Here is a 20,600-nt window from a genome sequence, read left to right on the forward strand (position 1 = left end):
AGTTGTCGTCGACTCCAAGAGCGGTGACTGCCGCTATGTGAGAGGACACTCGGAGTACAAAGACCTTCTGCGTGAGATAGCCGACGGGGCTCCGTAAGCCCCGAAACGCCCGGTGCGCCCACCTTCCCGAGGGTGCACCGGGCGTAAAGCCCATAGGGGTTCCGGCAAGAGGTGTGAGCCCCGAAAGAATCCCGGAGTGCGGTGGCCGCGATGTTCGACACCGTCCTCATCGTTCGCAGGCTGATTGCAAAGTCGCGGTGATCTCGTGAATATGCACTTCACGGCAGTGTGACGATGGCGGGTGGATGGGTGACCGGACGCAACGAAGTCCCCCGGTCCCTGGCGTCCCCGCCCTGAGGCTGGGATAATTCGGGTGGCGCGCGCCAGGCGGGACTTCATCCGCGCGTCGATCGAGTAGCCCACGATCCTGTTGCTGAAGACATCCTTGACCGCACAGAGATACAACTTGCCTTGGCCGGTGGCGTGTTCGGTGATGTCGGCGAGCCACAGCCGGTTCGGGCCGGCCGCGGTGAAGTTGCGGCTCACGAGATCGTCGTGCACCGGCGGCGCGACATCCTTCCCACCCGCCCGACAGGGCAAGCCAGTTCATATGCCACCCGATCGTGCAGCAGACCCATCACCCACCTCCGACGTCCTAATCGCTCGCTGGATTCGATGCCCTTGCGGGCGATTCGTACTCCGATTCGCTTCCAACGGAGCCATCTGCGCAGGTCGGCGTGGTCGTAGGCTTTGTCTGCGTGGAGGCGCTGGGGCTTGAAGTACCGGCCGCGGTGAGGGTCGTGTCTCGTTTGGTGCCCCTCGACCATGGGCTTGAGCCCTTCGCTGTCGTGGGTGTTGCCGGCCGAGACGCCGACGAGGAGGGGCAGTCCGTTCGCGTCCGACAGGATGTGCATCTTGGAACCGGGCTTACCCCGGTCCACGGGGCTCGGACCTGTGTGTTCGCCCCTTTTTTAGCCCTGACGTGGGCGGTGTCCAGGATGACGCGGGTGACGTCGATAAGGCCGGCGTCGTCGAGCCGGTGCAGTACGGCTTCGTGGAGGCGGCCCCAGACACCGGCTCTCGACCAGATCAGGAATCTGCGGTGGGCGGTCGACTTCGATATCCCGAAGCAGGGTGGCAGCGCCCGCCAGGCGCAACCGCTGACCAGCACGTAGACGATCGCCGCGAACAGCGTCTCATCAGGCGTGTCCTGCGTACCGCCGCCCTGCGGACGCACCCTCGACGGAGGGATCAGCGGTTTCGCGATCTCCCACAGCCCATCCGGAACAATCCAACTCCACGTACCCCGCCCCATACCGAGTCAACGTCCGCCTCACCACGTAGGACATGGTCTAAATGAGTGTGGTGCAGCCACAGACGGGAGGGCAGTGACTGCTGAGGTGCGTCTGGGATCTTGCTCGTTTGCTGCCGTTCCGGCAACCGCTGTCTGTATGCGTCGAAGCGCGGCGCGGATGGCCAAGGGTGGCCCACGGGTGGCCGGATGCCCTTGGGCGTGTGACACGAGATACCCGGGCCGAGCGCGGTGAATGTGGTCTGATCAGGCACGACAGCATCCCGCAGCGCCAGCCGTCATCAGGCGGAACGATCACTGGTGGCCTCGTAATGCGTAGGTCGCGCCGCCTGGCATACACGGTCCCGTTTCATACCTCGAGACGGTCTAAGGGCCGCAGGGCCGGTCCTGAAGCCGTCCATGAACTACCTCGATGAAGGGCGGTTGGTGGGGACATCCCGGGGACTTTTCGGGGACTTTCACGTCTGTCCCAGGGATGTTCCGGGGACTTTCCGCCACGTAAGCAGGGAAGGCCCCGACAGCACCGAAAGAAACGGAAGCGCTGGTCAGGGCCCAAATCCCTAGCACTCGATGATGTTCACCGCCAGCCCGCCCCGGGCCGTCTCCTTGTACTTGACGCTCATGTCGGCGCCCGTGTCCTTCATGGTCTTGATGACCTTGTCGAGGGACACCTTGTGGGAGCCGTCGCCGCGCATGGCCATGCGGGCCGCGGTGACCGCCTTGACCGCGGCCATGCCGTTGCGTTCGATGCAGGGGATCTGGACGAGGCCGCCGACCGGGTCGCAGGTGAGGCCGAGGTTGTGCTCCATGCCGATCTCGGCCGCGTTCTCGACCTGTTCGGGGGAGCCGCCGAGGACCTCGGCGAGCGCGCCCGCCGCCATCGAGCAGGCCGAGCCGACCTCGCCCTGGCAGCCGACCTCGGCGCCGGAGATGGACGCGTTCTCCTTGAAGAGCATGCCGATCGCGCCGGCGGCGAGGAGGAAGCGGACGACCCCGTCCTCGTCGGCGCCGGGGACGAAGTTGAGGTAGTAGTGCAGGACGGCGGGGATGATGCCGGCCGCGCCGTTCGTGGGGGCGGTGACCACTCGGCCGCCGGCCGCGTTCTCCTCGTTCACGGCCATCGCGTAGAGCGTGATCCACTCCATGGCGTGGGCCAGCGGGTCGCCCTCGGCGCGGAGTTGGCGCGCGGTGACGGCGGCACGGCGCTTCACCCGGAGGCCGCCCGGCAGGATGCCCTCGCGGGACATGCCGCGGGAGACGCACGCCTGCATCACCCGCCAGATGTCCAGCAGGCCCTCGCGGATCTCCTCCTCGGTGCGCCAGGCCCGCTCGTTCTCCAGCATCAGCGCGGAGATCGACAGACCCGTGTCCTTCGTCAGGCGCAGCAGCTCGTCGCCCGTGCGGAAGGGGTACTTCAGGACCGTGTCGTCCAGCACGATGCGGTCCGCGCCGACCGCGTCCTCGTCGACGACGAACCCGCCGCCGACCGAGTAGTACGTCTTGGAGAGGAGTTCGGCCCCGGACGCGTCGTGGGCCCAGAGGGTCATGCCGTTCGCGTGGTAGGGGAGCGCCTTGCGGCGGTGGAGCTTCAGGTCGTCGTCGAAGGAGAACGGGATCTCGTGCTCGCCGAGCAGCGAGAGACGCTTCGTGGTCCTGATCGTCTCGATGCGGTCGTCGGCCGTCTCCACGTCCACCGTGCGGGGCGAGGCGCCCTCCAGGCCGAGCAGCACCGCCTTCGGGGTGCCGTGGCCGTGGCCGGTCGCGCCCAGGGAGCCGTACAGCTCGGCGCGTATGGAGGCGACGGAGGGCAGCAGGTCCTCGTTGTGCAGGCGGCGGGCGAACATCCGGGCCGCGCGCATCGGGCCGACGGTGTGGGAGCTCGACGGGCCGATGCCGATCGAGAACAGGTCGAAGACCGAGATGGCCACGGGAACTCCTTGGAAAAGGGCGGGGGCACACGCCGTCGGGTGCCCCCACCAGGGAACTACTTGTTCAGACCGGGGTAAAGCGGGTGCTTCGCCGTCAGTGCCTCGACCCGGGCCCTGAGGGCCGCCGCGTCGTAGGACGGCTTCAGCGTCTCGGCGATCACGTCCGCGACCTCGGCGAAGTCCTCGGCCGTGAAGCCGCGGGTGGCCAGCGCCGGGGTGCCGATCCGCAGACCCGAGGTGACCATCGGGGGCCGCGGGTCGTTCGGGACGGCGTTGCGGTTGACCGTGATGCCGACCTCGTGGAGGCGGTCCTCGGCCTGCTGCCCGTCCAGCTCGGACTCGCGCAGGTCGACGAGGATCAGGTGCACGTCCGTGCCGCCGGACAGGACGTTCACGCCGGCCTCGCGGGCGTCGGCGGCGGTGAGCCGCTCCGCCAGGATCCGCGCACCCTCCACCGTACGGCGCTGGCGCTCCTTGAAGTCCGCCGAGGCGGCGACCTTGAAGGAGACCGCCTTCGCCGCGATCACGTGCTCCAGGGGACCGCCCTGGAAGCCCGGGAAGACGGACGAGTTCAGCTTCTTCGCGAAGGCCTGCTTCGCGAGGATGATGCCGCCGCGGGGACCGCCGAGGGTCTTGTGCGTGGTGGAGGTGACCACGTCCGCGTAGGGGACCGGGTTCGGGTGCAGCCCCGCCGCGACCAGGCCGGCGAAGTGGGCCATGTCGACCCACAGGTACGCCTCGACCTCGTCGGCGATCCGGCGGAACTCCGCGAAGTCCAGCTGCCGCGGGTACGCCGACCAGCCCGCGATGATCACCTTCGGGCGGTGCTCCTTGGCGAGCCGCTCGACCTCGGCCATGTCGACCAGGCCGGCGTCGTCGACGTGGTAGGCGACCACGTCGAACTGCTTGCCGGAGAAGTTCAGGCGCATGCCGTGGGTCAGGTGGCCGCCGTGGGCGAGGTCCAGGCCGAGGATGGTGTCCCCGGGCTGGGCCAGCGCGAACAGGGCCGCCTGGTTGGCGGAGGCACCGGAGTGCGGCTGCACGTTGGCGTACTCGGCGCCGAACAGCTCCTTCACCCGGTCGATGGCGATCTGCTCGGTGACGTCGACGTGCTCGCAGCCGCCGTAGTAGCGGCGGCCCGGGTAGCCCTCGGCGTACTTGTTGGTGAGGACCGAGCCCTGCGCCTCCATGACCGCGAGCGGAGCGAAGTTCTCCGAGGCGATCATCTCCAGGGTGGACTGCTGGCGCACCAGCTCGGCGTCGACCGCGGCGGCTACCTCGGGGTCGAGCTCGTGCAGGGGCGTGTTCAGCGTATGCAAAGCGGACATCTGTTGTACGACTCCTAGGCCGGGTTCTGCGGCGGCTCTCAGCCGGCGGTGAAGGCGGTGTACTCGTCGGCGGAGAGCAGGTCGCCCGGCTCGTCCGTGACCCGCACCTTGAACAGCCAGCCGCCCTCGAAGGGGGCCGAGTTCACCAGGGACGGGTCGTCGACGACGTCCTCGTTGACCGCGGTGATCTCACCGTTGACCGGCGCGTACAGGTCGGAGACCGACTTGGTCGACTCCAGCTCGCCGCAGGACTCGCCCGCGGTCACCGTGTCGCCGACCGCCGGGAGCTGGACGAAGACGACGTCACCGAGCGCGTTGGCCGCGTGCTCCGTGATGCCGACCGTCGCCACGCCGTCCTCGGCGGCCGTCAGCCACTCGTGCTCCTTGCTGTAACGCAGCTGCTGGGGGTTGCTCATGGCCTGAATTCTCCTGTACGCGGGGGAGTGCTGGTGAAGGGGGGACTGCTGGGAACGTGCGTGACCTGCGGCGATGTGGGCGAGGTCACGCCGCTCGGCTCCGGACCGGTCCGGTGGCGTCCGGCTACTTCTGGCGCTTGTAGAACGGCAGCCGCACGACCTCGTACGGCTCGTGACTGCCCCGGATGTCCACGCCGACGCCCGCCGTGCCCGGCGCCGAGTGCGCCGCGTCGACGTACGCCATGGCGATCGGCCTGCCCAGGGTCGGGGAGGGGGCGCCCGAGGTGACCTCGCCGATCACCTCGCCGCCGGCGACCACCTGGTATCCGGCGCGCGGCACCCGGCGGCCCTCGGCGACCAGGCCGACGAGCACCCGCGGCGGGTTCTGCTCCGCACGGGCGGCGGCCTCGGTGAGCGCCGCGCGCCCCACGAAGTCGCCCTCCTTCTCGAACTTGACCACCCGGCCGAGCCCGGCATCGAAGGGGGTGAGCGAGGTGGTGAGCTCATGCCCGTACAGCGGCATGCCCGCCTCCAGCCGCAGGGTGTCCCGGCAGGACAGCCCGCACGGCACCAGGCCCACCGCGGAACCGGCCTTGGTCAGCGCCTGCCACAGCTCCACCGCGTGCTCCGGCTTCACGAACAGCTCGAAGCCGTCCTCGCCGGTGTAGCCGGTGCGCGCGATCAGCGCCGGGACGCCGGCGACGGTGCCGGGCAGCCCGGCGTAGTACTTCAGCCCGTCCAGGTCGGCGTCGGTGAGGGACGCGAGGATGCCCGGGGACTCCGGGCCCTGGACGGCGAGCAGCGCGTACGCGTCCCGGTCGTCACGGACCTCGGCGTCGAACCCGGCGGACCGCTCCACGAGCGCGTCGAGGACGACCTGGGCGTTGGAGGCGTTGGCGACGACCAGGTATTCAGAAGCAGCGGCCTCGGTCTCGGCGAGCCGGTAGACGATCAGGTCGTCCAGGATGCCGCCGTCGGCGCGGCAGATCATGGTGTAGCGGGCCCGGCCCACGCCGACGGAGGCGATGTTGCCGACCAGGGCGTGGTTCAGCAGGGCGGCGGCCTGCGGGCCGGTCACGGTGATCTCGCCCATGTGGGAGAGGTCGAAGAGCCCGGCCCGGGTCCGTACGGCGACGTGCTCGTCGCGCTCGGAGCCGTAGCGCAGGGGCATGTCCCAGCCGGCGAAGTCGGTCATGGTCGCGCCGAGCGAACGGTGCAGGGCGTCGAGCGCGGTACGGCGGGGTGCGGCGGAATCGGTACTGCTCATCGGTCGGTCGTCTCCCGAAGGTCCCAAGGGCATGACAGGCGAGGGCTGTCCTCCCCATCTGTCATCGGAACCTGAGAGGTTCGCCCTGACCACGGACGTGATCACGACTTGCACCTTGGGTGGGGCCACTGACACAGCGGCCCGCTTTTCAGATGTGCCTCGCCCGCGCGGTAACGGGGCCTGAGAGATTCAAGGGAGGGACTTGCTCCTTCGGCGCCCCAGCGAAGACGGCTGGGGACTCTCCCGCGCGGATTCAAGCGGCCGGTATGCAGTTGGCGCGGACATCATTGCACGCCGCCCGGGGCCGTGGCAGGCCGGACCTGCCCCTCCGTTCTGTGACGGGCCTGTGGCAGAACGCGTACGGAACCGCGAGGCACCGTGCATTACCTTCTCTTTACGTTAAGTGGGGAGAACCTTTCCTGAACCCCCAGGGAGGACGGTCACGGTGACAAGGACCACGGCATACGCGACGACGACGGGCATCGCCCTGCCCCAGCAGCCGACGGCCCCGGCCCGCGAGCGGTGCGGCGAGCTCCCCGCACCGGTCGTCCGCGATCTGCGCGACCGCGCCGGGCACAGCCCGCACGGCCTGCTCTTCGGCCCCCGGGACCTGGTGGTGGTCACCGGGCTGCCCGGCAGCGGCAAGTCCACCCTGATGCACCGCACCGTCCAGGGAATCGGGATCGACTCCCAGGACACCCGCGACCGCTGGGACGCCCGGCTGGCCCGGCTCCTGCCGTACGCCGCCTACCGCCCGCTGGTCCGCCTCGCCCACTACGCCGGGCTGCGCCGGGCCCTGCTCACCGGTGAGGGCGTGGTCGTGCACGACTGCGGGACCCAGGCCTGGGTGCGGGACTGGCTGGCCCGGGCGGCCCGCCGCCGCGGCGGCACCCTGCACCTGCTGCTCCTCGACGTCACGCCGGGCACGGCACTGGACGGCCAGCGCGAGCGCGGCCGGGGCGTGTCCCGGTACGCCTTCCTGCGCCACCGCCGGGCGGCCGGCCGGCTGCTGCGCGCGGCGGAGAAGGGGAAGCTGCCCGAGGGGGTCGGCTCGGCGGTCCTCCTCGACCGGGACGCGGCGGACGTACTGCGCCGGATCGCCTTCGCACGCTGAGCGCGCGAAGGCGGCCGAAGGCGGCCCGAACCGGCTGGTGGGGTGGCTTTGTCGGTGTCACCCGCTAGCCTTTCCAGCCTCAGCAGCGGTTTCCAGCAGGCGGTAGGCAGATGGACTTCCCGGCGGACATTCCCGCGGACTTCCCGGCACAGGCGCACCCCCACCCGCACGGCGGGTGGCCCGGCAACGAACTGGAGGAGGTCCTGTCGGCCTCCCTCGGCGTGCCCGCGGCGGCGGGCCGGCTCATCGAGGTACTGGGCCGGAGCTTCCTGTGGATCCCGCTGCCCGAGGGCGGCGGCCCGCACAGCGGCCCGCTCGACCTGCCCACCACGCAGATCGAGGGCCGGGTGTACGTGCCGGTCTTCAGCTCCGAGGAGCAGTTCCGTCAGGTGGCCGGCTCCCACCTGTCGTACACGATCGCCCCGGCGGTCGAGTTCGCCCGCGGGCTGCCCCCGCAGGTCGGCATCGCGGTGAACCCCGGGGGAGTGGTCGGGGTCCCGCTGCCGCCGGAGGCGGTCGCCCAGCTCTGCCGGGCCGGCCGCACCGAACTGGACGGCCCCGCCTCCGGCGGCCGGGTCCGCCTCTTCGAACCGGACTGGCAGGACGACCCGATGGAGTTCCTGGCCGCGGCGTCCGCGGAGTTCGCGGCGATCGGCGTGGTCGCCTCGGCCCGCCGCTGCCTGGCCGTGGTCGAGACGGCCGACCCGGTGATGTTCGTCGGCGTCGAACTCTCCCAGTGGGAGGGCGACTTGCGTGCCCTGCCCCTGGAGGCCCTGGGCAAGGCGCTGGGCCGCGCCCCGGTGCGGTGGCCGGTGAACCTGGTCCTGCTCGACGTGGCGGACGACCCGGTGGGCCACTGGATGCGGGAGAACGTGCGGCCCTTCTACCAGCACGGCCACTGAAACGTGCCCCGTCCGGGGCGCGGGGAACTGCGCGAAGTACCACGACGGACCCGCACCCGCCGACGGACCGGCAGTCCCCGCCCCCTGGGCGCATAAGCTGTCTCCAAACGCGGGGCGCCCTCCAGACGCGGGGCACCAGATGAAGGGGCGGTAACACGTGAGCGCCAGCGGCACCGCGGCGACCGGACAGGTCGAGCACATGCTGCGCCAGGTAACCCCCGGGCGCTACGACGCCTACGAGGCACTCCTCCGCGCCCTCGCCACGCCCGCCTCCGGCCAGATCTGGATGCTGCTCTGGCACGGCCAGGCCGGCTCCCCCGACGCCCAGTACGGGAACATGGAGGTCGAAGGCCACGGCTACGCCCCCTGCGTGACCTCGGCCCAGGAGCTCTCCGCGAGCGGCTGGAACCGCTCGTACGAGGTGGTCGACGGCGTCGACGTGGCCCGCACGCTCTACCCCGACCACTTCGGCCTCTGGCTCAACCCGCACGCCCCCGGCGGCGGCGTCGGCATCCCCTGGCTGGACCTGCGGCGCATCGCCACCGGCCTGGACCGCCAGCCGGCCGGCCCGCTGCGGCTCACCGAACCGGCCATCGAGGTCCCGCAGTTCTACGCCCTGCTCGCGCAGAACGCCCACCGCACCCCCGCGGTCCGCTCGTTGCGCCGCGCGTGGGTGCAGCCGGCCCTCGGGGCGCCGTACCTCGCGATCGGCCTGGACGTGTACGACACCTCGCCGCCGGCCGTGGACTCGGTGCGCGGGATGATGCAGCAGTCGATCGGGGCGGTGCCGGACGGACTTCCGGTGTCGACGGTCGCGATGACCGACGAGTACGACCCGGTCGTGATGTGGATGCGGGCGACGGCACGGCCGTTCTACGCCCGCGAGGCCCACGCGGCGCTGCCGCCCGCGCCGGCGTCGGGGTACGGGTATCCACCAGCGCAGGGCGGCTACTGAACATCACCGCGCCCGCCGTCCCGCCTTCCGAGCGAAGGGCGGGCGGTGTGACCTGGGTCACGTGCCTGCCGGTGATGATTGAATGGCGAGCGCAGCCTCCGGGGGGAGTCTCTGCGCGTAGATGAGGGGCTTTGGGCAGGTGACGTGATGGCGCGTCACCTTTGTCCCTGTCCGGCAGGCGTTACCCGTCGTTCGGATAACGAAACACCTTGCTCGTATCACGGTTGCGCATCCATTCACCGCCAAGTCTGGCAACCAGTCGCCACGGCGTTGAAGACTCGCGCCCTATGGGGTGTTCAACCCTGTCCAGGAGAGAGCGATCATGCCGCTACCAGCGGCAAGTGCAAGCCGGCTACAGCCGGTTGAGAGGGGTCCCTGCCAGATGACGGCACCATTGCACGAGCCGACCGCGGAAGCGGCCCCGAGCGCGGCCGAAGAAGCGGCGGTTGTCACCGCCGGCGAGAAGGCCGTGCAGGGGCGTTCCCTGGGCCGGATCGCCTGGGAGCGCCTCAAGCGCGACAAGCTCGCCCTCGCGGGCGGCATAGTCGTGCTCCTCCTCGTCCTGGTCGCCGTCCTCGCCCCCGTGATCGCCAACCTGATCGGGCAGGATCCGGACACCTTCCACGAGAGCCTCATCGACCCGCTGTTCGGCACCCCCACGGGGTCGTTGGGCGGCATCAGCGGCGACCACCTGCTGGGCGTCGAGCCCGTCAACGGCCGTGACATCTTCGCGCGGATCCTCTACGGTGCCCGGATCTCGCTGCTCGTCGGCTTCCTGTCCGCGATCGTCGCCGTCGTGCTCGGCACCGTCCTCGGGATCCTGGCCGGCTTCTTCGGCGGCTGGGTCGACTCGGCGATCAGCCGCGTCATGGACGGTCTGCTGGCCTTCCCGCAGCTGCTCTTCATCATCGCGCTGGTCTCTGTGATGCCGAACGAAATGCTGGGGCTGAGCGGTTCCAGCGTGCGGGTGTTCGTGATGATCCTGGTCATCGGCTTCTTCGGCTGGCCGTACATCGGACGCGTGGTGCGCGGACAGACCCTCTCGATGCGCGAGCGGGAGTACGTCGAGGCCGCCCGATCCCTGGGTGCCGGGCGTTTCTACATCCTGTTCAAGGAACTGCTGCCCAACCTGGTCGCGCCGATCATCGTCTACACGACGATGATGATCCCCACCAACATCCTCACCGAGGCGGCACTCAGCTTCCTGGGCGTGGGCGTCAAGCCGCCCACGTCCTCCTGGGGGCAGATGCTCTCCACCGCGATCGACTACTACGACTCGGACCCCATGTACATGGTCGTTCCCGGCGTGGCGATCTTCATCACCGTTCTGGCCTTCAACCTCTTCGGCGACGGCGTGCGGGACGCGCTGGACCCGAAGGGCTCCCGCTGAACCGCCTTACCCCAAGCGTCCCGTGCCATCTACACGGGGTCTCTCATCAAATCCGGAGGATCCGAGATCGTGACTACCCAACGCGCCTCAGGACGGCGTAAGCAGGCGTTTGCCGCTGCTGCCGCGGTCGCCGGCATGCTGGCCCTGGCAGCGTGCGGCGGCGGCAAGAGCGACGACGGCGGTTCGAAGAACGGCGCCGCCGGCTTCGACGCGGCGAACAACAAGGTCGCCCAGGCCTCGCTGGTCAAGAAGGGCGGCGAGCTGAAGTTCGTCTCCGCTCAGGACGCCGACTTCTGGGACACCACGCGCGGTTACTACGGCTTCATGTGGGACTTCTCGCGCTACTACAGCCGTCAGCTGCTCACCTTCAAGACCGAGCCGGGTGCCGCGGGCGCCGAGCTCACGCCCGACCTGGCCACCGACATGGGACAGGTCTCGGCCGACGGCAAGACCTACACGTTCCACCTGCGTGACGGGATCACCTGGGAGGACGGCAAGGCCATCACCTCCCAGGACATCAAGTACGGCATCGAGCGGGTCTGGGCGCAGGACGTGCTGTCCGGCGGTCCGATCTACCTCCAGCAGATGCTCGACCCCAAGGGCACCTACAAGGGTCCGTACAAGGACACCTCGAAGGACAAGCTCGGCCTGAAGGCGATCTCCACGCCCGACGCCAAGACGATCGTCTTCCACCTGCCCACGGCGAACTCGGACTTCAAGCAGGTCCTCGCCATGGTCACGGCGTCCCCGGTCCGCCAGGACAAGGACACCAAGGCGAAGTACACGCTGCACCCGTTCTCCTCCGGCCCGTACAAGTTCCAGTCGTACAGCCCGGGCAAGAAGCTGGTGCTGGTGCGCAACACCAGCTGGAAGGCGTCGTCCGACCCGGTGCGCAAGGCGTACCCGGACAAGATCTCGCTGACCATCTCCTCGAACCAGTCCGACATGGACCAGCGTCTGATCAACGGCGACTACGACATCGACGCCGGCCAGACGGGTCTGGGTCCGCAGGGCCGCACCATTGCCCTGAAGGAGCACAAGGCCAACCTGGACAACCCGATCTCCGGCTTCATCCGCTACGCGGTCTTCCCGCAGAGCGTCAAGCCGTTCGACAACATCGAGTGCCGCAAGGCGGTCATCTACGCGGCCGACCACGTGTCGCTGCAGACCGCGCGCGGTGGCCCGATCGCCGGTGGTGACATCGGCACCAACATGCTCCCGCCGGCCATCACCGGTGGCGAGGGCCAGAAGTACGACCCGTACGGCATCTCCGGTGCCAACAAGACCGGCAACGACGACCTGGCCAAGAAGGCGCTCAAGGCCTGCGGTCAGCCGAACGGCTTCAAGACCACCATCGCCGTCCGTAACAACAAGCAGCAGGAGGTGGCCACGGCCACGTCCCTGCAGGCGGCGCTGAAGAAGGTCGGCATCCAGGCCGACATCTACCAGTACGACGGTTCGCAGAGCTCCGGCATCATCGGCTCCCCCTCGAACGTCGCGAAGAAGAAGCTCGGCATCATCATCATGGGCTGGGGCGCGGACTTCCCGACCGTCCAGGGCTTCGGTGCCCCGCTGTGGGACAGCAGCTACATCCTGCAGAGCGGCAACAACAACTTCGGCCTGATCAAGGACAAGACGATCGACGGGCTGTTCGACCAGTACAACACCGCCCTGGACGAGTCGAAGAAGACGCAGATCGCCACGGACATCAACCACAAGGTGACCGAGGGCGCGTACTACCTGCCCTTCACCTTCGAGCGACTCCTGAACTGGCGCTCCTCGCGCATCGCCAACGTGTACACGACGAACGCGTACAGCGGCTACTACGACTTCGTCAACATCGGTCTGAAGTCCACGAAGTAATCCCGGCACACCCGCCGTACGGCACGAAAGGCAGGTGAAGGCCGGCGCGGCGGGACCGCGGGCCACCGGAAGACCTCCGGGGCCCGCGGTCCCGCGGCGGGCCGTTAGCTGTGCTCGCTTACCTCATCAGGCGGCTGTTCGCCGCCGCAGTGATGCTGGTGGTCATCATCCTGGTGGTCTTCTGCATCTTCTTCCTCGTCCCCAAGTGGGCGGGCGTGGACATCGCCACGAGTTTCGTGGGCAAGCAGGCCGACCCTCACGCCGTCGCGGCGGTGCGGGAGAAGCTGGGTCTGAGCGACCCGATCTTCGTGCAGGTCTGGCACTTCTTCAAGGGCATCTTCGTGGGCCGCACCTACGCGGCCGGCGGTGACGTCACCCACTGTGCCGCGCCGTGCTTCGGCTACTCCTTCCGTAGCGAGCAGGCCGTCTGGCCGGTGCTGACCGACCGCTTCCCGGTGACCCTGGGTCTCGCGCTCGGCGCCGCCGTGCTGTGGCTGGTCTTCGGTGTCGCGGCGGGTGTGCTCTCCGCGCTCAAGCGGGGCAGCATCTGGGACCGCACGGCCATGGTGGTCGCGCTCGGCGGTGTGTCCCTGCCCATCTACTTCACCGGTCTGCTCTCGCTCGCCGTCTTCAGTTACGGGCTGAACTGGATCAACGGCCAGTACGTGCCGCTGGACCAGAGTTTCTCCGGCTGGCTCGGCGGCATGATCCTGCCCTGGATCACCCTCGCCTTCCTCTACGCCGCCATGTACGCCCGTATCACGCGCGCCACCATGCTGGAGATCCTCGGCGAGGACTACATCCGCACGGCGCGCGCGAAGGGCCTCAAGGAACACGTCGTCATCGGCAAGCACGCCATGCGCTCCACGATGACGCCGATCCTGACCATGCTCGGCATGGACCTCGGTGCCCTCATCGGCGGTGCCATCCTGACCGAGACGACGTTCAGTCTGCCGGGCCTCGGCCAGGCGGTGCTGACCGCCATCAAGAACCAGGACCTGCCCATCATCCTGGGCGTCACCCTGATCACTTCTCTCGCGGTGCTGATCGCCAACCTCGTGGTGGACATCCTGTACGCCGTGATCGACCCCCGAGTGAGGCTCTCATGACCGAACTGAGCAAGAGCGGTGCGGCCGTGGGCGAGCCCACGAGCGGCTCGCAGGCTCCGACGGCCTTCCTGGAAGTGCGCGACCTGAAGGTGCACTTCCCGACCGACGACGGCCTGGTCAAGTCCGTCGACGGGCTCTCCTTCCAGCTGGAGAAGGGCAAGACCCTCGGCATCGTGGGCGAGTCCGGCTCCGGCAAGTCGGTGACCTCGCTCGGCATCCTGGGCCTGCACACCGCCGGGCAGTACGGCAAGCGCAAGCCCCAGATCTCCGGCGAGATCTGGCTGGACGGCACCGAGCTGCTCAGCAGCCCGCCGGACGAGGTGCGCAAGCTCCGCGGCCGTCAGATGTCCATGATCTTCCAGGACCCGCTGTCGGCGCTGCACCCGTACTACACGATCGGCCACCAGATCGTGGAGGCGTACCGCATCCACCACAACGTCGACAAGAAGACCGCCAAGCGGCGCGCGGTCGAGATGCTCGACCGGGTGGGCATCCCCCAGCCGGACAAGCGGGTCGACAGCTACCCGCACGAGTTCTCCGGCGGTATGCGCCAGCGCGCGATGATCGCGATGTCGCTGGTCAACAACCCCGAACTGCTCATCGCGGACGAGCCGACGACCGCCCTGGACGTGACCGTCCAGGCGCAGATCCTCGACCTGATCCGGGACCTGCAGAAGGAGTTCGGCTCCGCGGTCATCATCATCACCCACGACCTGGGCGTCGTCGCCGAACTCGCGGACGACATCCTGGTGATGTACGGCGGCCGCTGTGTGGAGCGCGGCCCGGCCGACAAGGTGTTCTACGAGCCCCGGCACCCCTACACCTGGGGTCTGCTCGGCTCGATGCCGCGCCTCGACCGCGAGCAGCAGGAGCGCCTGATCCCGGTGAAGGGCTCCCCGCCCTCACTGATCAACATCCCGTCCGGCTGCGCCTTCAACCCCCGCTGCCCGTACGCGGACGTCCCCAAGGACAACGTCACCCGCACGGTCCGTCCGGAGCTGACCGAGGTCGGCGGCCGGCACTGGGCCGCCTGCCACATGACGCAGGAGCAGCGGGAGCGGATCTGGACCGAAGAGATTGCGCCGAAGCTGTGAGCGAGAAACCCACCAAGGACGCGGCAGTGACCATTCCTGCGCAGAGCGACGGTGCCGTCTCCACCCGGGGCGTCGCCCAGGGCGAGACCCTGCTCAAGGTGACCGGGCTCCAGAAGCACTTCCCGATCAAGAAGGGCCTGCTCCAGCGGCAGGTCGGTGCCGTGCACGCGGTCGACGGGCTGGACTTCGAGGTCAAGGCCGGTGAAACCCTCGGTGTCGTGGGCGAGTCCGGCTGCGGCAAGTCGACGATGGGCCGGCTGATCACCCGGCTCCTGGAGCCGACCGGCGGCAAGGTCGAGTTCGAGGGCAAGGACATCACGCACCTCGGCGTCGGCGGCATGCGTCCGCTGCGCCGCGACGTGCAGATGATCTTCCAGGACCCGTACTCCTCGCTGAACCCGCGCCACACCATCGGCACGATCATCGGAGCGCCCTTCAAGCTCCAGGGCGTGACTCCGGAGGGCGGTGTCAGGAAGGAAGTGCAGCGGCTGCTGTCGGTGGTCGGTCTCAACCCCGAGCACTACAACCGCTACCCGCACGAGTTCTCCGGTGGTCAGCGCCAGCGCATCGGCATCGCCCGCGCGCTCGCCCTGAAGCCGAAGCTGGTCGTGGCCGACGAGCCCGTCTCCGCCCTGGACGTCTCGATCCAGGCGCAGGTCGTGAACCTCATGGACGACCTCCAGGAGGAACTGGGCCTGACGTACGTGATCATCGCGCACGACCTCTCGGTCGTCCGGCACGTCTCGGACCGCATCGCGGTGATGTACCTCGGCAAGATCGTCGAACTGGCCGACCGGGAATCGCTGTACAAGGCGCCGATGCACCCGTACACCAAGGCGCTGATGTCGGCCGTGCCGATCCCGGACCCGAAGCGCCGCGGTCAGAAGAGCGAGCGCATCCTGCTCCAGGGTGACGTGCCCTCGCCGATCTCGCCGCCGTCGGGCTGCCGCTTCCACACCCGCTGCTGGAAGGCGACGGAGATCTGCCGGACGACCGAGCCCGCGCTCGTCGAGCTCAAGCCCGGCCAGCAGGTCGCCTGCCACCACCCGGAGAACTTCGCCGACCAGGCCCCGCAGGACACCGTCCTGCTGACCGCGGCGAAGCAGGCCGCGGAACTGGTGGGCGAGGCGGCCCTGGAGGAGTCGGCGGAGACGTCGGCCGCGGTGGCCGCACTGGAGGCCGAGCACCAGTCGGACGACGCCCCGGCCGAGACCGCCGAGGAGTCCGCCGCCGAGCCTGCCGAAGGCGCCGAAGCTTCGGAGGACACCGGGGACACCGAGGACACCGAGACCTCGGAGGTCACCGAGTCCGCCGAGGACACGGAGACCGCCGAGGCCGCCGAAGGTTCGGAAGGTGCCACAGCCGAGGCACAGGATTCACAGGAGCCAACCGGCAAGTAGCGCATGACACGACTTTGCAAAGTCATGTACATGTCTTAACGGGAGAGCGCAGAGTCGACCGTGTCCGTCCACTGACCGGCACGCTCGAAAGGGACGACTCATGCGCCTCTCCCGTTCGGCACGTCTGGCGGCCGTCGCAACAGCGGCGGCCGCCTCCTTCGTCATAGCCGCCGCCCCCGCCCCCACCCCGGGCGCCGACGGCACCGGCGACCCCTACTTCCCCCAGCTCGGCAACGGCGGCTTCGACGCCCGCCACTACGACCTCGACGTGGCCTACGCCCCGGACACCGGCCGCCTCGACGGCCGTACCACCCTCACCGCCCGCGCCACCCAGAACCTCTCCGCCTTCGATCTCGACCTACAGAAGCTGGAGGTCACGAAGGTCGAGGTGAACGGCAGACGCGCCCAGTTCACGCGGACCGGCGACGAGATCACCGTCATCCCGCGGGACGCGCTGCGCAAGGGCCGTGACTTCACCGTCTCCGTCACCTACGGCGGGATCCCCGAACCCCTCAACGGCCCCATCGTGTTCGGCTCCGACTACGGCTGGATGAAGACCCCCGACGGCGTCTTCGTCGCCTGCGAGCCCAACGCGGCCTCCACCTGGTTCCCGTCCAGCGACCACCCCTCCGACAAGGCCACCTACGACATCCGGATCAAGGCGCCCGAGGGCCTGACCGGTGTCTCCAACGGCCGGCTGGTCTCGACGTACGACAAGGGCGGCTCGACGTACACGCACTGGCGCGAGTCGAAGCCGATGGCGACCTACCTCGCCACCGCCACCATCGGGAAGTTCGACGTGCGGACCGGGAGGACCCCCTCCGGGATCCCGATCTACGTGGCCATCGACCCGACCCTCGCGAACAGCAACAGCGTCGATGTCTACGCCGTCACCGCCGCCGCCACCGACTACTGGGCGCAGCTCTTCGGGCCGTACCCCTTCGAGGAGACCGGGGCCATCGTCGACGACATGCCGGAGGCCGGGTTCTCGCTTGAGGTGCAGAGCAAGCCGGCCTACTCGGCGGTGCGCAACGAGACCACGATCGTGCACGAGCTGGCCCACCAGTGGTTCGGCGACTCGGTGAGCGTGGCGCAGTGGAAGGACATCTGGCTCAACGAGGGCTTCGCCACCTACGCCCAGTGGCTGTGGGCGGAGCACCAGGGCACCCGCTCGGCCCACGACTCCTTCCTGGCCGGCTACAACTCCCGGGCCGCCGACAACCCCTTCTGGCAGATCACCGTCGCCGACCCGCAGCGCGACACCATGTTCGCCTCGGCCGTCTACCAGCGCGGCGCGATGACCCTCCAGATGCTGCGCGAACGCATCGGCGACACGGCGTTCTTCAAGCTGCTCCCCGCCTGGACGAAGCTGCACCGCTACGGCAACGCCGACACCGCCGACTTCATCCGCCTCGCGGAGAAGATCTCCGGGCAGCAGCTCGACGACCTGTTCCAGACGTGGTTGTTCAGCACAGGGAAACCCGCCCTGCCCGCCCAGTAGGCCTGGCTTTGTAAGGTTCACGCGCCCTGGCAGGTCACAATGTCAGGGTGCAGCTCCAGCAACTCTTCTCTCCCTCCGTCCAGCACACGCTCGACGTCATCGGCATCTTCGTGTTCGCCATCTCCGGCGCGCTGCTGGCCGTCCGCAAGAACTTCGACGTCTTCGGCATCGGAGTGATGGCCGAGGTCACCGCGCTGGGCGGAGGGATCTTCCGGGACGTGATCATCGGGGCCGTCCCCCCGGCCGCCTTCACCGACCTCGGGTACTTCATCACCCCGCTGATCGCCGCCCTGGTCGTCTTCTTCCTGCATCCGCACGTGGAGCGGATCCAGTCGGCGGTCCTGGTCTTCGACGCGGCCGGCCTCGGCCTGTTCGCGGTCAGCGGCACGACGAAGGCGTACTCCTACGGCCTCAACCTCACCGCCTCCGCCGCCCTGGGGCTCGCCACCGCGGTCGGCGGCGGCGTGCTCCGGGACGTGCTCGCCAACGAGGTTCCCTCGCTGCTGCGCTGGGACCGCGACCTGTACGCGGTCCCGGCGATCGTCGGGGCGACGACGGTGGTGCTGTGCATCCATTACGACGCGCTGACCCCGCTCACCAGCGGGCTCGCGGTCGTCACCGCTTTCGTACTGCGCCTGCTCGCGATGCGGTACCACTGGCGAGCGCCGCGTGCGTGGAACCGGCGTTCGACGGTTCGGGAGGAGTAGCCCCGGCCCCGGCGTGGCTCTGGCCCATGTTGAGGGTGAGCCACTCGAAGACCGTCGGCACCTGGGGCCGCCACAGCGCCATGTTGTGGCCGCCCGCGCTGCGCGGCAGGTACACCACGTGCACGGTGGTCGGAGCCTTGGCGACCTGTTCCAGCGCCACGCCGGCCTGGTAGCCGTCGCCGGACTCGCCGGAGATGTAGAGCGCGATCCGGGGCGGGGTGAGCGCCTTGCGCAGCAGCAGGTAGGGGTTGTTCTGCTCGCGCAGGGCGATGCTCTGCGCGGCGAGCGAGTTCCGTTCGCCGATCGGGTCGTTGTAGCCGGACAGGCTGACGGCGGCCCGGTAGCGGTCCGGGTGGGCCACCGCCAGCTTGACCGCGCAGTGCGCGCCCGCCGAGTAGCCGGCCACGGCCCAGTTCGCGGGGGCGGGGGCGGCACGGAAGTTGTCGGTCACCATCTTCGGCACGTCGATGCTGAGCCAGCTGTCGGCGTTGACCGTGCCCGGGATGTTGGCGCAGCCGGTGTCGACCCCGGCCAGCAGGTTGGTGCGCGGCGCGACCAGGATGAAGGGCGCGACCCGGCCGCTCCTCATCAGCGGCTCCAGCTGCTCGGTCACCTTCAGCGAGCCGAACCAGGCCTTGGCCGAGCCGGGGTAGCCGGGCAGCAGCTCCACGACCGGGAAGCGGTGGTTGCGGTAGGCGGCCTCGTGGTACTGGGGCGGCAGCCAGACGTAGACCTCGGCGTTGACGCCCGAGACCCGGCCCTTGAGCTGGGTGACCTCCACCCCGCCTGCCGCCCGCATGCCCGGTCCGTCGGCCGCCGAGAAGGCCTGCTTGACCTTGGGCAGCCGTTTCAGCGCTATGCCGCCGGTCCCGTCCTGGCCGAGGTTCGCGGCCTGCTGGACGTGGTCGCCGGTACCGAGCAGGTCGGCCCAGTTGTCGTACAGGTTGTTCTGGTTGTTGACCAGTACGAAGATCAGGGTCACCGCGGTGGCCTGGGCGAACAGGAGCATCAGGACCCGGGCCGCGGCACGGACGGCCTTGGGCCCGCGCATCCTCGACCACAGGACGAGCGGCAGTATGAGGGCGACCACGGACAGCACGATGGTCGTGTAGAGGAACGGAGTCCCGGTGAGGCTCATGTCCCCATAGAGGGGAATCGAGGGCTCCGGGTTACGGACGTGTCCGGACACTTACCTAGAAATTGCCGGAACCTCACTCGGGGGAGGGATCCCTTACCGGTGGGGCGCCGGCAGGGCGCAGGCCGGACCGCTGGTGCGTGGATCACAAAAGCTACCGCTTAGTAATCACTTCTTGTACTGTTCAGGCATGCCAGAAGCAGCATCCACGCGGGCCGTGATCGGCGACAGCGAGTTCGACCGCGACACCGCGGTCACCCGACGCGCTCCCGGCGTCTACGACATCGACCTCTCGGCCGGCTGGACCATCATCAACGCCGTGAACGGCGGCTACCTCCTCGCCGTGCTCGGCCGGGCGCTCGCGGACGCGCTGCCGCACCCGGACCCGTTCACGATCTCCGCGCACTACCTGACCGCGTCCCGGCCGGGCCCGGCCGTGATCCGCACGGACACCGTCCGCACCGGCCGTACCCTCTCCACCGGTCAGGCCGCGCTCCTCCAGTACGACGACGAGGGCAACGAGGTCGAACGCATCCGCGTCCTCGCCTCCTACGGCGACCTCACCGCCCTCCCCGACGACGTCCGGACGGTGGCGACCCCGCCCGCGATCCCGCCCATGGAGCACTGCTTCGGCCCGGAGGACGGTCCGGCCCCGGTCGACGGCAGCTCCGCCATCACCGAGCGCCTGATGCTCAAGCTGGACCCCGCCACCCTCGGCTGGGCCCTCGGCGCCCCCTCCGGCAAGGGCGAGATGCGCTCCTGGTTCGGTCTCGCGGACGGCCGTGACGCCGACCCGCTCTCCCTCCTGCTGGCGGTGGACGCGCTGCCGCCGACCGCGTTCGAGATCGGCCTCAAGGGCTGGGTCCCCACGGTCGAACTCACCGTCCACGTCCGCCACCGGCCCGCCCCGGGCCCGCTGCGCGTCTCCGTCACCACCCGCAACCTGGCCGGCGGCTTCCTGGAGGAGGACGCCGAGGTCTGGGACAGCGCGGACCGACTGGTCGCCCAGTCGCGGCAGTTGGCCCGGGTCCGGCTCGGCTGACAACCCCGTTCTGTCACGGGCCTGTACCAGCGGGTAGGGCGCGCCTTTCGGTGAAGGGGCAGGTCAGAGCGGTTTCTTGAGGTGCCCTTTACCCGAATCACAGGCTGGGGACAGGGCGGGCCCAAGTGCGCCCTAAG

16 protein-coding genes, 2 pseudogenes and 1 riboswitch are annotated in these 20,600 nt (G+C 69.2%); of the genes and pseudogenes, 11 read left to right on the plus strand and 7 right to left on the minus strand.

All coding sequences use genetic code 11. The annotated features are described in order from the left end of the window. Nucleotides 1-375: 375 nt before the first annotated feature. The 6 genes and pseudogenes from ACGF5O_RS32880 to gcvT form a co-directional block, all read right to left on the minus strand. Nucleotides 376-567, minus strand: a pseudogene (locus ACGF5O_RS32880) (DDE-type integrase/transposase/recombinase); the annotation flags it as partial. A gap of 68 nt (nucleotides 568-635) precedes the next feature. Beyond that, nucleotides 636-1,315, minus strand: a pseudogene (locus ACGF5O_RS32885) (IS5 family transposase); the annotation flags it as partial. A gap of 557 nt (nucleotides 1,316-1,872) precedes the next feature. Further along, on the minus strand, nucleotides 1,873-3,240 hold the full coding sequence (locus ACGF5O_RS32890) for an L-serine ammonia-lyase (protein ID WP_393813539.1): 1,368 nt from the start codon (nucleotides 3,238-3,240) through the stop codon (nucleotides 1,873-1,875). Between the two features lie 56 nt (nucleotides 3,241-3,296). Beyond that, entirely contained in the window at nucleotides 3,297-4,559 is a 1,263-nt protein-coding gene (glyA, locus tag ACGF5O_RS32895; protein WP_393813809.1) for a serine hydroxymethyltransferase, read from the minus strand. Between the two features lie 47 nt (nucleotides 4,560-4,606). Next, nucleotides 4,607-4,984, minus strand: coding sequence for a glycine cleavage system protein GcvH (gcvH, locus tag ACGF5O_RS32900; protein ID WP_393813540.1), 378 nt, complete (start codon nucleotides 4,982-4,984; stop codon nucleotides 4,607-4,609). 124 nt (nucleotides 4,985-5,108) lie between these two features. Continuing rightward, entirely contained in the window at nucleotides 5,109-6,251 is a 1,143-nt protein-coding gene (gene gcvT, locus ACGF5O_RS32905) for a glycine cleavage system aminomethyltransferase GcvT (RefSeq protein WP_393813541.1), read from the minus strand. Between the two features lie 158 nt (nucleotides 6,252-6,409). After that, nucleotides 6,410-6,507: riboswitch (glycine riboswitch) on the minus strand. Between the two features lie 189 nt (nucleotides 6,508-6,696). On the opposite strand from gcvT, the gene ACGF5O_RS32910 reads away from it, so the two are divergent. From ACGF5O_RS32910 to ACGF5O_RS32955, 10 genes are all read left to right on the plus strand, one after another. Then, the gene (locus ACGF5O_RS32910) at nucleotides 6,697-7,365 is read left to right on the plus strand and encodes an AAA family ATPase (RefSeq protein WP_393813542.1); all 669 of its coding nucleotides are present in this window, start codon (nucleotides 6,697-6,699) and stop codon (nucleotides 7,363-7,365) included. Between the two features lie 110 nt (nucleotides 7,366-7,475). Then, the gene (locus ACGF5O_RS32915) at nucleotides 7,476-8,267 is read left to right on the plus strand and encodes an enhanced serine sensitivity protein SseB (RefSeq protein ID WP_393813543.1); all 792 of its coding nucleotides are present in this window, start codon (nucleotides 7,476-7,478) and stop codon (nucleotides 8,265-8,267) included. Nucleotides 8,268-8,424: 157 nt separating this feature from the next. Then, complete coding sequence (locus ACGF5O_RS32920; RefSeq protein WP_393813544.1) at nucleotides 8,425-9,222, plus strand: enhanced serine sensitivity protein SseB C-terminal domain-containing protein; 798 nt, start codon at nucleotides 8,425-8,427, stop codon at nucleotides 9,220-9,222. Between the two features lie 382 nt (nucleotides 9,223-9,604). Next, nucleotides 9,605-10,612: an ABC transporter permease gene (locus tag ACGF5O_RS32925; RefSeq protein WP_393813545.1), complete on the plus strand. Its 1,008-nt coding sequence runs from the start codon at nucleotides 9,605-9,607 to the stop codon at nucleotides 10,610-10,612. Between the two features lie 69 nt (nucleotides 10,613-10,681). Beyond that, complete coding sequence (locus ACGF5O_RS32930; RefSeq protein ID WP_393813546.1) at nucleotides 10,682-12,475, plus strand: ABC transporter substrate-binding protein; 1,794 nt, start codon at nucleotides 10,682-10,684, stop codon at nucleotides 12,473-12,475. Nucleotides 12,476-12,585: 110 nt separating this feature from the next. Continuing rightward, complete coding sequence (locus ACGF5O_RS32935; RefSeq protein ID WP_393813547.1) at nucleotides 12,586-13,584, plus strand: ABC transporter permease; 999 nt, start codon at nucleotides 12,586-12,588, stop codon at nucleotides 13,582-13,584. Continuing rightward, nucleotides 13,581-14,678: an ABC transporter ATP-binding protein gene (locus ACGF5O_RS32940; RefSeq protein WP_393813548.1), complete on the plus strand. Its 1,098-nt coding sequence runs from the start codon at nucleotides 13,581-13,583 to the stop codon at nucleotides 14,676-14,678. The genes ACGF5O_RS32935 and ACGF5O_RS32940 overlap by 4 nt, the downstream gene beginning before the upstream one ends. Nucleotides 14,679-14,704: 26 nt before the next feature. After that, a complete protein-coding gene (locus ACGF5O_RS32945) occupies nucleotides 14,705-16,078 on the plus strand; it encodes an ABC transporter ATP-binding protein (protein WP_393813549.1) in 1,374 nt (457 codons plus the stop codon). 100 nt (nucleotides 16,079-16,178) lie between these two features. Then, nucleotides 16,179-17,579: a M1 family metallopeptidase gene (locus tag ACGF5O_RS32950; protein WP_393813550.1), complete on the plus strand. Its 1,401-nt coding sequence runs from the start codon at nucleotides 16,179-16,181 to the stop codon at nucleotides 17,577-17,579. A gap of 47 nt (nucleotides 17,580-17,626) precedes the next feature. Further along, a complete protein-coding gene (locus ACGF5O_RS32955) occupies nucleotides 17,627-18,286 on the plus strand; it encodes a trimeric intracellular cation channel family protein (protein ID WP_351961334.1) in 660 nt (219 codons plus the stop codon). Here the strand turns inward: ACGF5O_RS32955 and ACGF5O_RS32960 are convergent. Beyond that, nucleotides 18,195-19,424 (minus strand): alpha/beta hydrolase, encoded by a 1,230-nt coding sequence (locus tag ACGF5O_RS32960; protein ID WP_393813551.1) that lies wholly within the window; start codon nucleotides 19,422-19,424, stop codon nucleotides 18,195-18,197. The genes ACGF5O_RS32955 and ACGF5O_RS32960 overlap by 92 nt on opposite strands. 187 nt (nucleotides 19,425-19,611) lie before the next feature. Between ACGF5O_RS32960 and ACGF5O_RS32965 the strand changes: the two genes are divergently transcribed. After that, on the plus strand, nucleotides 19,612-20,463 hold the full coding sequence (locus ACGF5O_RS32965; RefSeq protein WP_393813552.1) for a thioesterase family protein: 852 nt from the start codon (nucleotides 19,612-19,614) through the stop codon (nucleotides 20,461-20,463). Nucleotides 20,464-20,600: the final 137 nt, after the last annotated feature.

This window comes from Streptomyces sp. NPDC048291 (assembly GCF_043201715.1).
GTDB lineage: Bacteria > Actinomycetota > Actinomycetes > Streptomycetales > Streptomycetaceae > Streptomyces.

What these genes read in the sequence shown, in the direction of transcription:
- ACGF5O_RS32925 (WP_393813545.1), top strand. Translation starts at nt 9,605, where the DNA reads ATGACGGCACCATTGCACGAGCCGACCGCGGAAGCGGCCCCGAGCGCG.
- ACGF5O_RS32940 (WP_393813548.1), top strand. Translation starts at nt 13,581, where the DNA reads ATGACCGAACTGAGCAAGAGCGGTGCGGCCGTGGGCGAGCCCACGAGC.
- ACGF5O_RS32950 (WP_393813550.1), top strand. Translation starts at nt 16,179, where the DNA reads ATGCGCCTCTCCCGTTCGGCACGTCTGGCGGCCGTCGCAACAGCGGCG.
- ACGF5O_RS32915 (WP_393813543.1), top strand. Translation starts at nt 7,476, where the DNA reads ATGGACTTCCCGGCGGACATTCCCGCGGACTTCCCGGCACAGGCGCAC.
- gcvT (WP_393813541.1), bottom strand. Translation starts at nt 6,251, where the DNA reads ATGAGCAGTACCGATTCCGCCGCACCCCGCCGTACCGCGCTCGACGCC.
- ACGF5O_RS32960 (WP_393813551.1), bottom strand. Translation starts at nt 19,424, where the DNA reads ATGAGCCTCACCGGGACTCCGTTCCTCTACACGACCATCGTGCTGTCC.
- ACGF5O_RS32965 (WP_393813552.1), top strand. Translation starts at nt 19,612, where the DNA reads ATGCCAGAAGCAGCATCCACGCGGGCCGTGATCGGCGACAGCGAGTTC.
- gcvH (WP_393813540.1), bottom strand. Translation starts at nt 4,984, where the DNA reads ATGAGCAACCCCCAGCAGCTGCGTTACAGCAAGGAGCACGAGTGGCTG.